Below are 11,912 nucleotides of genomic sequence, written 5' to 3'. Positions count from 1 at the left end.
ACTTGTTGGTGTCGAGGAACTTACCGGTGGCCTGGTCCAGGGTGGCGGCCAGGACCTTGGCGCGCGGGTTGTCGTAGGTGTTGCCCAGGTGTTCCCGCAATCACGTGCAAACTGCACGGGCTCTTGCAGGCAATCATGCAGAACGCCGCGATGGCTTGGCTTTGGTATTTTTCTAAATAGTTGTTTTTATTGATTTTTATTTTTCAGAAAGGCCTGGCACGAACCCTGCTCCACTCCTTGTGAATACCACCTGCCAAGGAGTTCAAGCCATGAGCAACCCCAACAAAGACGTCATCGACGTGCTCAACGACCTGATCGAGTACAGCAAGGACGGCGAAAAAGGTTTCAAAGAGTCGGCCACCGACGTCAAGAACCCAGAGCTGAAAGCGTTCTTCGTGCAGCGTGCCGGCGAATGCGCCAACGCCGCCGCCGAGCTGCAAAGCGAAGTGCGTCGCCTGGGTGGCGACCCGGAAACCTCCACCAGCCTGAGCGGCGACCTGCACCGCGGCTGGGTCAACCTCAAGGCGCTGGTCACCGGCAAGGATGAAAAGGCGGTGCTCAACGAGGTCGAGCGTGGCGAAGACCATGCCCTCAAAGCCTACAAGGATGGCCGCGAGAAGCTGGTGAAACTGGGCCGTACCGCCAGCGACCAGACCTATGCCTTGGTTGAAAAACAGCTGCAAGGTGTGCAGCGCAACCATGACCAAGTCAAGGTACTGCGCGACGCCGCCCGCGCCCGCGCTTAAGGCTTAGGCGTCAGGGCCCTCTACCCGGTTGCGGCCATTGGCCTTGGCCCGGTAGAGGGCTTCGTCGGCTGCGCCCAATACCCGCGCCAGGTCGTGCTGGGTATCTGGGTTGTACAGACCGATCCCGACACTCACCGTCACGGGCTGTTCATCGCTGCCGAACGGCGGCAAGCCTTCGACGCTGGCACGTATGCGCTCTGCCAGCATGATTGCCCCAGCCAGCTCGGTTTCTGGCAATATCACCTGAAACTCCTCGCCCCCATAGCGCGCCACCAGGTCGGCAGGTCGGCGTATGCAGCGCTCGATGGCTCGCGCTACCTCGCGCAAGGCGTGGTCGCCCCCGGCGTGGCCGTGGCGCTGGTTGAATGCCTTGAAGTGATCCACATCCACCATCAGTACTGCCAACGGCTTGCGGTTGCGCTGCGCGCGTGCCCATTCCAGGCGCAGCGTCTGGTCGAGGCGACGGCGGTTGGCCAGGCCTGTGAGGCTATCGGTGGCCGCCAGCGTCGCCATGCCTTGCTCAGCGTCGTTGCGTCGGCGCAGCTCTCGGCCCAATAGCGCAGACAGCCAGAGAATGCCCAGGCATAGCACCCCGGTGGCGACGCCGACCAATATCGTGGTGCGCCGCCACGACTGGAACACTTCCTCGGTGGAGTTCACCACCAGCACGATCAACGGCAGCTCGCCGACCCGGGCGAAGGTGTAGAGACGGGTGCCTTTGTTCCTTTCCGAGTAAGCCGTGAAGCTGCCGCTGCGCTCTTCGAGAATTCGCTTGAAATTGGTACGGTGGCTGAAATTCGTGCCAATGGCCGGGTCGCCTGGGCGGCTCGGTTCGCGGGCCAGCAGTTGGCCGTCGCTGTTGAGCAGGTTGATGCTGCTCTTCTCGCCGATATCCAGGCGTCGGAACAGCTCGCTGAAGTACGACAGGCGCAACGCACCCGCCGCGACCCCGGCAAACTCGCCGTTGGGGCCTTCGATGCGACGGCTGAAACTGATGCACCAGCCCAGGTCACCGAGCCGGGCCTGGAAGGGCTGGCCGACCAGCAACCCCAGGCCCGGGATATTCAGGTGGGCCTTGAAGTCCGGGGTGTCGGCGAAATTGGCCTGGCGCGGGACGATGCTGGTGGAGTCGCCGACCACATTGCCATCGGCGTCGAGCCAGAGCAGGTCGCCACGGCTGCGGTCGTTGAAGGCTTGATTGAACAACAGGCGCTGGCGCAGCTGGCTGGGCACCTCCGGCAGCTCGCTGCGGCCCACCGCCCAGATCAGCCCTTGCAGCGACTGGTCGTAGAGTTCGGCGTTGCGCAGGATATCGCTCTCGATCAGTTGCACGATATTGCCCGAGGCGCGCATGGCCGCCTGCTCGACGCTGTCGCGTTCGCGTGCCAGCAGGAAGGTGACGATGCAGACAATCGCGAGCACGGCGAGGCAGCTGCCCAGATTCAGGATCAGCTCGGGGTGCGATCGGCACGGGATCAGGCGCGGTGGTCGAATGGGTAACGTCATGCTCGCTACTGCATAAGCCCCTCTTTCCGTGAGGGTAGGGCTATTACGCGGCGGCGATATTCTAGGGAAGGGAGAATAGTCGGACAACATCTAATGAAAATGTCCGACGGAATGTGCAGCGTGTGAGCGGCCGGCCTATCAGCTGTCTGCGTGGTCGCCTGCTTCGGCTTTGGAAGCTGTCTGTTGCGCAGTGTTTGCGGTGTCTTGCGGCTTGCCCGCATAGGCTTCGCGCGCCTGTTGATGGGCGGCGGACAGTTCGACGTTACGAGCGACGAAGGCCGCCGACTCTTCGGCCATGGCCAGGGGCGACAACAACAGGGACGACAGGACGAAAACGCTGGCAACACCCATACTGTTGGACATTTCAAACTACCTTCTTGCGATGCAAGTGTTAATTGGGACAGGCGCAATCTAGTCGCGAACGTGCGGCGAAAACAGGCCAAAGTCCGAGAAGAACTCTTACTAAAAAGGTAATTATCCCTCCTGGCAGGTACCGCTTTTCTTCTCCAGGCCGCGTTATTGAGCGCTTGGCAGGTTGATGCCGAAGGTGTTGGCGCCGCCCTCGCTGCGCACGAATACACTGCCGCCGTGCATCAGGGCGATGGCCTTGACGATCGCCAGGCCCAGCCCATGGTTGCCGGCACCGCTGTTGCTGCGTGCGGCGTCGACCCGGTAGAAGCGCTCGAACAGCAACGGCAAATGCTCGTCGGCAATGCTCGGCCCTGGGTTGCTCACGGCGATGCTGACCACCTCGGGGCTGGCGTCGATATGCACCTGAATCACCTGGTCGGGCGCGGTGTGCTGCACGGCGTTGTTCAGCAAGTTGATCAACGCGCGGCGCAGTTGCGCTTTCTCGATGGGCGCCAGGGCATCGCCGCTGACCTGCACGCGTACCCGGGCGTCCTCGAGGATGTAGTCGAGGTAGTCGAGGGTGGTGGCCACTTCCTCGGCCAGCGAAGCCTGGGTCAGCGCGGTGGCCTTGCTGCCCTGGTCGGCGCTGGCCAGGAACAGCATGTCGTTGATGATGCTGCGTAGCCGCTCGAGCTCTTCGAGGTTTGATTGCAGCACCTCGAAGTAGTGCTCGGCGCTGCGTCCGCGGGTCAGGGCCACTTGGGTCTGGCCGATCAGGTTGGTCAGCGGCGAGCGCAGTTCGTGGGCCACGTCGGCGTTGAATGCTTCCAGGCGCGAGTAGGCCTGGTTGACCCGGTCGAGCGTGGCGTTGAAGGCGTTGGCGAACTGCGCCAGCTCCGGTGGCAGGTCGTGGGTGCGCAGGCGCCCGTCCAGGCGCGGCGGGGCCAGCGCCTGGGCTTCGGCAGACAACGCCAGCAGCGGGCGTAAGCCGATGCGCGCCACCCAGTAGCTGAGCAAGGACGCCAGCAGCACGCCGAGCACGGCCAAGCCCACGATGGCCACCAGCAGGCTGTGCTGGGCCTGCCAGAAGGTTTCGGTGTCGATGCCGATCAGAAAGCGCAGCGGCGTGCGTTCACCTTGGCCCGGCAACTCGCTGACCAGCACCTTGTAGGGGTAGGGGCTGCCGGCCAGGCGCAAGTCGCGCATGCCGGTCGGGCCTTCGGCGAAGGCCCGCACCTGCTCGGTGGGCTGGCCATACTCGAACGCCGGGTCGCCGCTGACCACCCAGAAACGAATGCGCCGGTCTTCCTCGGCCAGCAGGTTGAGCTTGTTGTGGATCTTGGCCCAGTGCTCCTGGGTGCCGAAGCGGTTGAGGGTGGATTCCAGCACGCTGAAACGCGCATCCAGCTCGGCCGCTGGCAGCAGGTCGAGGCTGCGGTCGACCTGGCGGTACAGGGCGCTGCCGATCAGCACGAACACCGCCAGCGCCACCAGGGTGAACAGCAGCGAAAGGCGCAGGGCAATGGAATTAGCCCGCACGGTTTTCCAGGACATAGCCCATGCCTCGAATGGTGTGCAGCAGTTTGTTGTCGAACGGCCCGTCGAGCTTGGCGCGCAGACGCTTGATCGCCACTTCCACGACATTCGCGTCACTGTCGAAGTTGATGTCCCAGACCAGCTCGGCGATGGCGGTCTTGGACAGGATCTCGCCTTGGCGCCGCGCCAGCACGCTGAGCAGCGAAAACTCCTTGGCCGTCAGTTCCAGGCGTTGCCCGGCGCGGCTGGCCTTGCGCGCCATCAGGTCGATCCACAGGTCGCCGACCTGCACCTGCAACGGCTCGTGGCTGGCGCTGCGGCGGGTCAGGGCTTGCAGGCGGGCGACCAATTCGAGGAAGGAGAAAGGCTTGCCCAGGTAGTCGTCAGCACCCTCGCGCAGGCCGTGGAATGTGTTCCGCACGGCCGCCGACGCGGCCGCGCGTTTTGCCGGTGAAACCCCGGGCAACGTCTATTCGCGCTACACCAACCCGACCGTGCGCGCCTTCGAGGAGCGCCTGGCGGCGCTGGAAGGCGCCGAGCAGGCAGTGGGCACTTCCACTGGCATGGCCGCGATCCTCTCCACGGTAATGGCGCTGTGCAGTGCCGGCGACCATGTGTTGGTGTCGCAGAGCGTGTTCGGCTCGACCATCAGCCTGTTCGAGAAGTACTTCAAGCGCTTTGGCGTGCAGGTGGACTACGTGCCCCTGGCGGATCTGGGCGGCTGGGAAAAGGCTATCAAGGCCAATACCAAGTTGCTGTTCGTCGAGTCGCCATCCAACCCGCTGGCCGAGCTCGTGGATATCGCGGCCCTGGCCGAGATCGCCCACGCCCGTGGCGCCATGCTGGTGGTGGACAACTGCTTCAGCACCCCGGCCTTGCAACAACCGCTCAAGCTCGGTGCCGACATCGTGGTGCACTCGGCGACCAAGTTCATCGACGGCCAGGGTCGTTGCATGGGTGGCGCGGTGGCGGGGCGTAGCGAGCAGATGAAGGAAGTCGTTGGTTTCCTGCGCACTGCTGGCCCGACCCTCAGCCCATTCAACGCCTGGGTGTTCCTCAAGGGCCTGGAAACCCTCAAGCTGCGCATGCGTGCCCATTGTGAAGGCGCCCAGGCGCTGGCCGAGTGGCTGGAACGCCAGGACGGTGTAGAGAAGGTCCACTTCGCCGGCTTGCCGAGCCATCCGCAGCACGAGCTGGCCAAGCGCCAGATGAGTGGTTTTGGCGCAGTGGTCAGCTTCGAGGTCAAGGGTGGCAAGGACGGCGCCTGGCGCTTTATCGACGCCACGCGGCTGGTGTCGATCACCGCCAACCTTGGCGACAGCAAGACCACCATCACCCATCCTGCTACCACCTCCCATGGCCGTCTTACGCCGCAAGAGCGTGAGGCTGCGGGTATCCGTGACAGCCTGATTCGCGTCGCGGTCGGCCTGGAAGACGTGGCTGACCTGCAAGCCGATTTGGCACGTGGCCTGGCGGCGTTGTGATTGACTGGAAGGGCGGCGAACCCGGTCATAATAGCCGGGTAGCCTTGGTCACCGGTGCTGCGCGTGGCATCGGCCTGGGTATCGCCGCCTGGTTGATCTGCGAAGGTTGGCAAGTGGTGTTGAGCGACCTGGACCGCCCGCGCGGCGCCAAGGTCGCCAAGGCTCTGGGTGGTAATGCCTGCTTCGTCGCCATGGATGTGGCCGACGAGGCGCAGGTCAGTGCCGGGGTGGCCGAGGTGCTCGGGCAGTTCGGTCGCCTGGACGCGCTGGTGTGCAACGCGGCCATCGCCAACCCGCACAACCATACCCTGGAAAGCTTGAGCCTGGCGCAATGGAACCGCGTGCTGGCGGTCAACCTCAGTGGCCCGATGCTGCTGGCCAAGCATTGCGCCCCCTACTTGCGTGCCCATGGTGGTGCCATCGTCAACCTGGCTTCGACCCGGGCTCGGCAATCCGAGCCGGACACCGAGGCCTATGCGGCGAGCAAGGGCGGCCTGGTGGCGCTGACCCATGCCCTGGCGATGAGCCTGGGCCCGGAAATTCGCGTCAATGCGGTAAGCCCTGGCTGGATCGATGCGCGCGACCCCGCGCAGCGCCGTGCCGAGCCTCTGACCGACGCCGATCATGCCCAGCACCCTGCAGGCAGGGTGGGGACAGTGGAAGACATCGCGGCGATGGTGGCGTGGCTGTTGTCGCGCCAGGCGGCATTCGTCACCGGCCAGGAGTTCGTGGTCGATGGCGGGATGACGCGCAAGATGATCTACGCCTGAAACGTCTTCTTCCTCGCATTCCCGTGCCGGTTCGGCAGTTGATCTTTTTTCCCGTTTTTCAAAAAAAATCCAACAGGGCTATTGACTTAGCTTCGGCACCTGCGTAAATTTCGCGGCCTCAGCGAAGCAAACGCAGCAAGCAACATCGCGAGGGTGATTAGCTCAGCCGGGAGAGCATCTGCCTTACAAGCAGAGGGTCGGCGGTTCGATCCCGTCATCACCCACCACTTCCTGAGATGTTCCTGACCCGGGCCAAGTCGAAAGGCGAAGCTCAAATGAGAGGAACCGGACGCAAGTCCAACTGCGCAGCGGTAGTTCAGTCGGTTAGAATACCGGCCTGTCACGCCGGGGGTCGCGGGTTCGAGTCCCGTCCGCTGCGCCACTTTTCTTCCAGATGGGTGTTTTCACCGGTCTGAGGTGAGAAGGTCAAGCCTTCACGCCAGATCCCAGTTTCAAGCAGGCCACGGTCTGTACGATACGCAGCGGTAGTTCAGTCGGTTAGAATACCGGCCTGTCACGCCGGGGGTCGCGGGTTCGAGTCCCGTCCGCTGCGCCATCTTCGCTTCGAGGTCCTTGAACACCTCTTGGCAGCATCGAAGGCGATCATCGAATCGCCTTTTTTGCGACTGTCATCCGGCCTGCGTGCTGGTTGCAGATCCCAGTTTCAAGCAGGCCATGGCCTGTGCGATACGCAGCGGTAGTTCAGTCGGTTAGAATACCGGCCTGTCACGCCGGGGGTCGCGGGTTCGAGTCCCGTCCGCTGCGCCATCTTCGCTTCGAAGTCCTTGAACGCTTCGACGCACGAAAAAAGCGACCTTCGGGTCGCTTTTTTCGTTTTCGGGAAAAGGTTTTTTACCGTTCCCTGACAGACTCTTCACCGATCAGCGGTTTCAGCAGGCCTGCGATGTGATGCACAATAGGCCCCATTCGTTCTTCCCGGAATTGGCAATGTCTAGATCAACCGTCTTCGGTGCGCTCGGGCTGGCCCTTGTGCTGGCGGGTATTTCCGGCTGCTCCTCGAAAAAAGCCGCTGTGTACGAGCACGAGAACTTCGATGACTCGGGCACCTTCTCGCGCGGGTTCCCCATCAGCGAGGCTGGCTCCTGCGAAGCCGCGCGGCGGGCGCTGCTCAGCCAGGGCTACATCATCACCAACAGCGATGCCAACCAGGTGGCGGGCAACAAGAGCTTCCAGCAGAACGCTGAAAGCCATATGCAGATCAGCTTCAATGTGACCTGCGCGCCTGACAGCAGCGATGGCCAGCGTTCGACCATGTTCGCCAACGCCCTGCAGGACCGCTATGCGCTGAAGAAGTCCAATACTTCAGCCAGCCTTGGAGTGGGCGTGCTGGGCTCGGTGTCCATGCCGATCGGCTCCAGTGACGACTCCATGGTCAAGGTGGCGAGCGAAACGGTGACGGCGCCGCAGTTCTACGATCGCTACTTCGCCTTGGTGGAAAGCTACCTGCCCAAGCCGAAACCCAAGGCAGAGCAGAAGGCCGAGCCGCAGGTCGAGGCGCCTAAGGCAGAGCCACCTGCACCGGACCTGGGCCTACCTGAGCAACCACCAGCAGCATTGGCTGCGCCTCCAGCCGTCGAGGAGGCGGTGCCCGTGGTTGCCGAGCAGCCGACGGCTCCCGAGCCTGCTGTCAGCGAAACGCCCGTCGCGGTGCCCGCCAGCGACGTCCAGCCCGCGCCAGTGGTCGATGACCGCCAAGGTTCGCAGCCTATCGTGCCGCCTGTCGAAGCGACGCCGATCCAGGTGCAGCAACAAGCACCGGCCACTGAGCCTGCGCCGGCGGCCCTGTAACACAAGGGTGTCCGGCCTTGCAGCGAATTGTTACAGGGTCATTGGGATAACTTCCCCGGGCGCTGCTACGTTTACCACTCGTAGGGATGTAATGTTTCCTTCATCCGGCCAGCTTAAGTTTGGTGGAAGGTTAATGAATATCGACGAGTGAAGAGGGCGTAGGCCGATGGATGATTACCAGGAAGAATTGCTCGAGTTCCATGCGTACGAGCTGGATACCCCCGAACAGGCCGATGACGCCACCGAGCTTTAACCCAGCTGCCGCTGTTGGCGGCGAAACTCCCCCGGTGTGAGGTGTGTCCAGCGCTTGAATGCGCGCTGGAATGCTTCGGCCGATGCAAACCCCAGCAAATAGGCGATTTCACCGAAGGCCAATTCCGTATCGCGGATATAGGTCTCGGCGAGGTCGCGTCGTGTGTCGTTGAGCAGGTCGCGAAAGCGCGTGCCTTCCTCGGCCAGCTTGCGGCGCAGGGTCCAGGTTGGCAGTTGCAGGTGACGCGCCACTTCCTCCAGTTCGGGCTCGCGCCCGCCATTGAGCAAGGGGCCCAGCAGGTGGGTGATGCGCTCACCCAGGCTGCGCACGCGGGTGCGCTGGACCAGTTCCGCTTCGCATAATTGCAGCAGGTGCTGCCAGGTGCCTGGGCAGTGCTGCGGGTTGATCAGGTCGAGGGTGGCGCGGGTCAGGCGCAGCTGGTTATTGACGGCGCCGAATTGCACCGGGCTGACGCATAAGCGCTGGTATTGGTTGGCGTAGGCGGGGGCTTCGAATTCGATGTCCAGGCGTTCGGCCTGCAATGCCACGCCCGCCAGGCTCGACAGCTGCGCCAGCCAGCCGGCCAGGAGCGAATCGACGACGAAGCGGTTGTAGCTGTTGTAGGGGCTGATCGAGTAGAAGCGCAGCCAGGCGCCCTGGCTGTCTTCAAGGAAGCTCGAATGGCCTCGGTAGTTGGCGGCATACAAGGGCTCGAAGCGCAGCAGCGTACGTGCGGCCTCGCGCAGTGTCGGAGCCTGGGCTGCGGTAACGCCGGCCAGGCCGGCTTGTGGCAGGCGGCTCAGCTCGCCCATGCGCAGGCCCAGTGCGGGGTCGCCACTCAGCTCGATGGCGGCATGGCCCAAGTGCATGTAGCGAGGAATGGAGAGGCGGGCATTGGGTTCGGCCAGTCGCTCGCTGTCCAGGCCATAGCGTTGCAGCAGTGGCGCCGGGTCGTGACCCAGGCGCTGTAACGCATCGCCCAACGGCTGCACGAAACCTACCGAGAGGTCTCCCAGGCGTACCCGTGGCCGCGGCATACCGCGCTACAGCCACAGGTTCAGCAAGCGGGCTCCGGCGCTGGGGTTCCCTGCCAGTTGCTCGCCGGCCTGGCTGATGAAGCCCTGGCCGTCGGCGCCTAGCTCCCAGAATTGGCCACGCAGGAACACGCTGATGGCGGGGGTGCTGGGGTTGGCGTCCAGGGTCAGCTGGCGCCAAGCGTCCTGCTCGCTGACATCGCCCTTGGCCAGTGGCAGTGTGCCGGCTGCCTGCTGGTGGCGATTACCTCGCCATGGGCTGTGCCAGCTGCCCTTGCCACTGAGAAATACCGGGTTGGCGATTAGTTGCGCCGACTGGTCCGCCAGTTGCTGGTAGTTCTGTGGGTACCAACTGTCGCTGCCGACTAGCACGCCAAGGCGCCCGGCCGGTGTCTGAAGAACTTGCAACGGCTGCTGGTCACCCTCGATGTAGCGACGGACTTCGCTGTCAGGGTAGCGCTGGCGCTGAGGCTGGCCCAGCACTGAGCCATCGCTGGCGAACACCAGGCTGCTGTTGAACAGCGGGCCGTTGCCGACATGCAACTGGCCCCGCTCGACATACGGAGCAGGCAGCACGATCGAGCCGGCCACCAAGGTCACGCCGAATTCCCGTGCCAGGCTGCCGAACAACTGCTGGTAATCGTCTGCCATCTGTCGGGCCTTCATGCGCAGGTGCGCGTCCGAGCGCCGGTCGTCGCCGGTGGCGCCCAGCATGGCCAGGCCATAGTGGAGTGGGTTGCTCAGCTCCAGCCATTGCCAGGCTTCGCGGTATTGAGTGACCTGGTACAGCTCGTTCTTTTCGCCCCGTGCCCACAGCAAGGTGCCGATGTGCTCAGGCAGCACCACCACCGTGCGTGGGTTGATCAGGCCTTGCTCGCGCGCCTGCTCGAAGTAGGCGGACAGCTTTCGGTGCAGGCGTTGCAGGTTCTGGTAGTCGCTGGGGTAGAGCACCGGTTCGATGCCCAGCAGGTTGCCGTGTTCGCCTGGCACGCCGTGATTGAGCGCCAGTTCGATGCGCAGGTCGGAAAGGTAGTGGCCTTCCGGGCGCTGTTGGGTCCAGAAGCCGTAGCCACAGACGGCGGCGATCATCACCAGTGCCAGGGCGCTTGCCAGGAGTTTTCGCATGTGGCTTCAGGGTTCGTTGAAAAGTGAAATAGCCGTGCACAACGCCGTGCGCAGGCGCTACCTGCTCACCGGCAGGTGGTTGGGGAAGGGTAAAGGATAAACCCGTTCGATGGTAGAACGAGCGTGCAGGTCAGTCCTGGCGCGAGGTGCTGGGCTCGCAGGTCACAGGAAAATTGACTGAGCGCGCGATAAAGCACTTTTCATGGGCGGTGTGGTGCAGCGCTTCGGCTTTTTCGATATCCGCGTCTGCGGCCAGGGTGACTCTCGGCCTCAGTATGACGCTGCGAAACTCACCAGCGCCGTCCTCATGCTCGACCATCTCGCCATCCGGGAAGTCTTCATAGGCGATGACGGTCACGCCCGCTTCGGCGCACAGGCTCAGGTACCAGAGCTGGTGGCAGGCAGAAAGTGCGGCCAGCAGCAGCTCCTCGGGGTTCCAGCGATTGGTATCGCCTCGAAAATTGGGGTCCGACGAGCCGGCGATCAGGGGCTTGCCTTCGCTATGAATGACGTGTGAGCGACTGTATTCATCGTACGCCGAGGTACCGCTGCCATTATTGCCTTTCCACGAGAGCTGGAGCGTGTAGCGATGCAGGTGTTTGCCCATGGCGAGCTCCGCAGGTAAGAAAGCGCTAAGTTCGTGTCATTTAAGACTTACCCGACAGCCTGGGGGTAAGTATTTTTCGTATGCCAAATGATAGCCATTTATTCTAACTGCGCGGGTTGATTATAGAGGCGAACGGAAAAAGCTCTACTAGTCTCCAACAGGGCCCAACTTCGCGACCGGTAATTTCGGTGCGAGGACCACGTCAAGGTGGAGGAGGGGCCGCCAGTTCTCAGCCAGACCTGGCCACAACACCAAGGGAGCGGGTGTGATGCAACTTTTCCTGTTTTATTCCCCTCCTTGCTATTTTCCTTGGATGGTACGACCGCGGGTCGCGCCGTCTATCGAGTGTGTCGTTCATATTAATACCCCAGAGCCAGCGTAACGGGGAAATATTTTAGTTCTGTTGCAGCCTACAAGGAGGGGGCTGCATCTGGCGTTGCGTGTGTAAATAACTTATGTCCCACAAAGGAGGGAGTTGCAATGTCGAGCAAAGCACAAGGAAAGAAGATCGACTTTGAATTGTCAGCCGATGATTTGAAAGCGATCGCAGCCGGCCAGAGTGTCAAGATTCCCAGTGCCACGTTTTTTGGGAAAACCGCCTTCACCATTGAAAATGCGCCCATACCGAAGAGCATCAACGACAACGTGACGGTGCACATCCAACTGGAAAAAAACGGGAAAAAATAAGAGG

The 11,912-nt window shown here is 62.6% G+C and carries 10 protein-coding genes, 4 tRNA genes and 2 pseudogenes; 9 read left to right on the top strand and 7 right to left on the bottom strand.

The genetic code is table 11. The features are described from left to right. The first annotated feature begins 269 nt into the window (after positions 1 to 269). Positions 270 to 746 carry a ferritin-like domain-containing protein gene (locus ACQKPE_RS19585; RefSeq protein ID WP_427668269.1) on the top strand — a complete coding sequence of 159 codons (477 nt, stop codon included), beginning with the start codon at positions 270 to 272 and terminating at the stop codon, positions 744 to 746. A gap of 3 nt (positions 747 to 749) precedes the next feature. Here ACQKPE_RS19585 and ACQKPE_RS19580 read toward each other — a convergent pair whose 3' ends face one another. The 4 genes and pseudogenes from ACQKPE_RS19580 to ACQKPE_RS19565 form a co-directional block, all read right to left on the bottom strand. Then, the gene (locus ACQKPE_RS19580; protein ID WP_427668268.1) at positions 750 to 2,252 is read right to left on the bottom strand and encodes a diguanylate cyclase domain-containing protein; all 1,503 of its coding nucleotides are present in this window, start codon (positions 2,250 to 2,252) and stop codon (positions 750 to 752) included. 138 nt (positions 2,253 to 2,390) lie between these two features. Beyond that, positions 2,391 to 2,615 (bottom strand): hypothetical protein, encoded by a 225-nt coding sequence (locus ACQKPE_RS19575; RefSeq protein WP_427668267.1) that lies wholly within the window; start codon positions 2,613 to 2,615, stop codon positions 2,391 to 2,393. Between the two features lie 153 nt (positions 2,616 to 2,768). Then, complete coding sequence (locus tag ACQKPE_RS19570) at positions 2,769 to 4,157, bottom strand: heavy metal sensor histidine kinase (protein WP_427668266.1); 1,389 nt, start codon at positions 4,155 to 4,157, stop codon at positions 2,769 to 2,771. Beyond that, a pseudogene (locus tag ACQKPE_RS19565) lies at positions 4,132 to 4,545 on the bottom strand (winged helix-turn-helix domain-containing protein); the annotation flags it as partial. The pseudogene ACQKPE_RS19565 and the gene ACQKPE_RS19570, both read right to left, overlap by 26 nt. 4 nt (positions 4,546 to 4,549) lie before the next feature. Here ACQKPE_RS19565 and ACQKPE_RS19560 point away from each other — a divergent pair. The 7 genes and pseudogenes from ACQKPE_RS19560 to ACQKPE_RS19530 all read left to right on the top strand — a co-directional run. Continuing rightward, positions 4,550 to 5,623: pseudogene (locus tag ACQKPE_RS19560) on the top strand (O-succinylhomoserine sulfhydrylase); the annotation flags it as partial. Beyond that, complete coding sequence (locus tag ACQKPE_RS19555; protein ID WP_427668265.1) at positions 5,620 to 6,393, top strand: SDR family oxidoreductase; 774 nt, start codon at positions 5,620 to 5,622, stop codon at positions 6,391 to 6,393. The pseudogene ACQKPE_RS19560 and the gene ACQKPE_RS19555, both read left to right, overlap by 4 nt. A gap of 151 nt (positions 6,394 to 6,544) precedes the next feature. After that, positions 6,545 to 6,620, top strand: a tRNA-Val gene (locus ACQKPE_RS19550). Positions 6,621 to 6,698: 78 nt separating this feature from the next. After that, positions 6,699 to 6,775, top strand: a tRNA-Asp gene (locus tag ACQKPE_RS19545). A 97-nt stretch (positions 6,776 to 6,872) separates the two neighbouring features. Beyond that, a tRNA-Asp gene (locus tag ACQKPE_RS19540) sits at positions 6,873 to 6,949 on the top strand. Between the two features lie 135 nt (positions 6,950 to 7,084). Then, a tRNA-Asp gene (locus ACQKPE_RS19535) sits at positions 7,085 to 7,161 on the top strand. Positions 7,162 to 7,341: 180 nt separating this feature from the next. Beyond that, positions 7,342 to 8,202: a DUF2242 domain-containing protein gene (locus tag ACQKPE_RS19530; RefSeq protein ID WP_427668264.1), complete on the top strand. Its 861-nt coding sequence runs from the start codon at positions 7,342 to 7,344 to the stop codon at positions 8,200 to 8,202. 249 nt (positions 8,203 to 8,451) lie between these two features. Here the strand turns inward: ACQKPE_RS19530 and ACQKPE_RS19525 are convergent, their stop codons facing one another. The 3 genes from ACQKPE_RS19525 to ACQKPE_RS19515 form a co-directional block, all read right to left on the bottom strand. After that, positions 8,452 to 9,492 (bottom strand): AraC family transcriptional regulator, encoded by a 1,041-nt coding sequence (locus ACQKPE_RS19525; protein WP_427668263.1) that lies wholly within the window; start codon positions 9,490 to 9,492, stop codon positions 8,452 to 8,454. A 6-nt stretch (positions 9,493 to 9,498) separates the two neighbouring features. Continuing rightward, positions 9,499 to 10,614: a nitrilase-related carbon-nitrogen hydrolase gene (locus tag ACQKPE_RS19520; RefSeq protein WP_427668262.1), complete on the bottom strand. Its 1,116-nt coding sequence runs from the start codon at positions 10,612 to 10,614 to the stop codon at positions 9,499 to 9,501. 130 nt (positions 10,615 to 10,744) lie between these two features. Then, the gene (locus ACQKPE_RS19515; RefSeq protein ID WP_427668261.1) at positions 10,745 to 11,221 is read right to left on the bottom strand and encodes an OsmC family protein; all 477 of its coding nucleotides are present in this window, start codon (positions 11,219 to 11,221) and stop codon (positions 10,745 to 10,747) included. Positions 11,222 to 11,701: 480 nt separating this feature from the next. Between ACQKPE_RS19515 and ACQKPE_RS19510 the strand changes: the two genes are divergently transcribed. Next, positions 11,702 to 11,908, top strand: coding sequence for a hypothetical protein (locus ACQKPE_RS19510; protein ID WP_427668260.1), 207 nt, complete (start codon positions 11,702 to 11,704; stop codon positions 11,906 to 11,908). Positions 11,909 to 11,912: the final 4 nt, after the last annotated feature.

It is taken from the genome of Pseudomonas sp. NPDC089554 (assembly GCF_050280645.1).
Lineage (GTDB): Bacteria > Pseudomonadota > Gammaproteobacteria > Pseudomonadales > Pseudomonadaceae > Aquipseudomonas.
Note: the sequence above shows the minus strand (reverse complement) of the source record. Positions and strands in the feature narration are given on the sequence as shown.

Excerpts from the sequence above, each read along its gene's own strand:
- ACQKPE_RS19585 (WP_427668269.1), top strand. The coding sequence starts at position 270 with ATGAGCAACCCCAACAAAGACGTCATCGACGTGCTCAACGACCTGATC.
- ACQKPE_RS19580 (WP_427668268.1), bottom strand. The coding sequence starts at position 2,252 with ATGACGTTACCCATTCGACCACCGCGCCTGATCCCGTGCCGATCGCAC.
- ACQKPE_RS19575 (WP_427668267.1), bottom strand. The coding sequence starts at position 2,615 with ATGTCCAACAGTATGGGTGTTGCCAGCGTTTTCGTCCTGTCGTCCCTG.
- ACQKPE_RS19570 (WP_427668266.1), bottom strand. The coding sequence starts at position 4,157 with ATGTCCTGGAAAACCGTGCGGGCTAATTCCATTGCCCTGCGCCTTTCG.
- ACQKPE_RS19530 (WP_427668264.1), top strand. The coding sequence starts at position 7,342 with ATGTCTAGATCAACCGTCTTCGGTGCGCTCGGGCTGGCCCTTGTGCTG.
- ACQKPE_RS19525 (WP_427668263.1), bottom strand. The coding sequence starts at position 9,492 with ATGCCGCGGCCACGGGTACGCCTGGGAGACCTCTCGGTAGGTTTCGTG.
- ACQKPE_RS19520 (WP_427668262.1), bottom strand. The coding sequence starts at position 10,614 with ATGCGAAAACTCCTGGCAAGCGCCCTGGCACTGGTGATGATCGCCGCC.
- ACQKPE_RS19515 (WP_427668261.1), bottom strand. The coding sequence starts at position 11,221 with ATGGGCAAACACCTGCATCGCTACACGCTCCAGCTCTCGTGGAAAGGC.
- ACQKPE_RS19510 (WP_427668260.1), top strand. The coding sequence starts at position 11,702 with ATGTCGAGCAAAGCACAAGGAAAGAAGATCGACTTTGAATTGTCAGCC.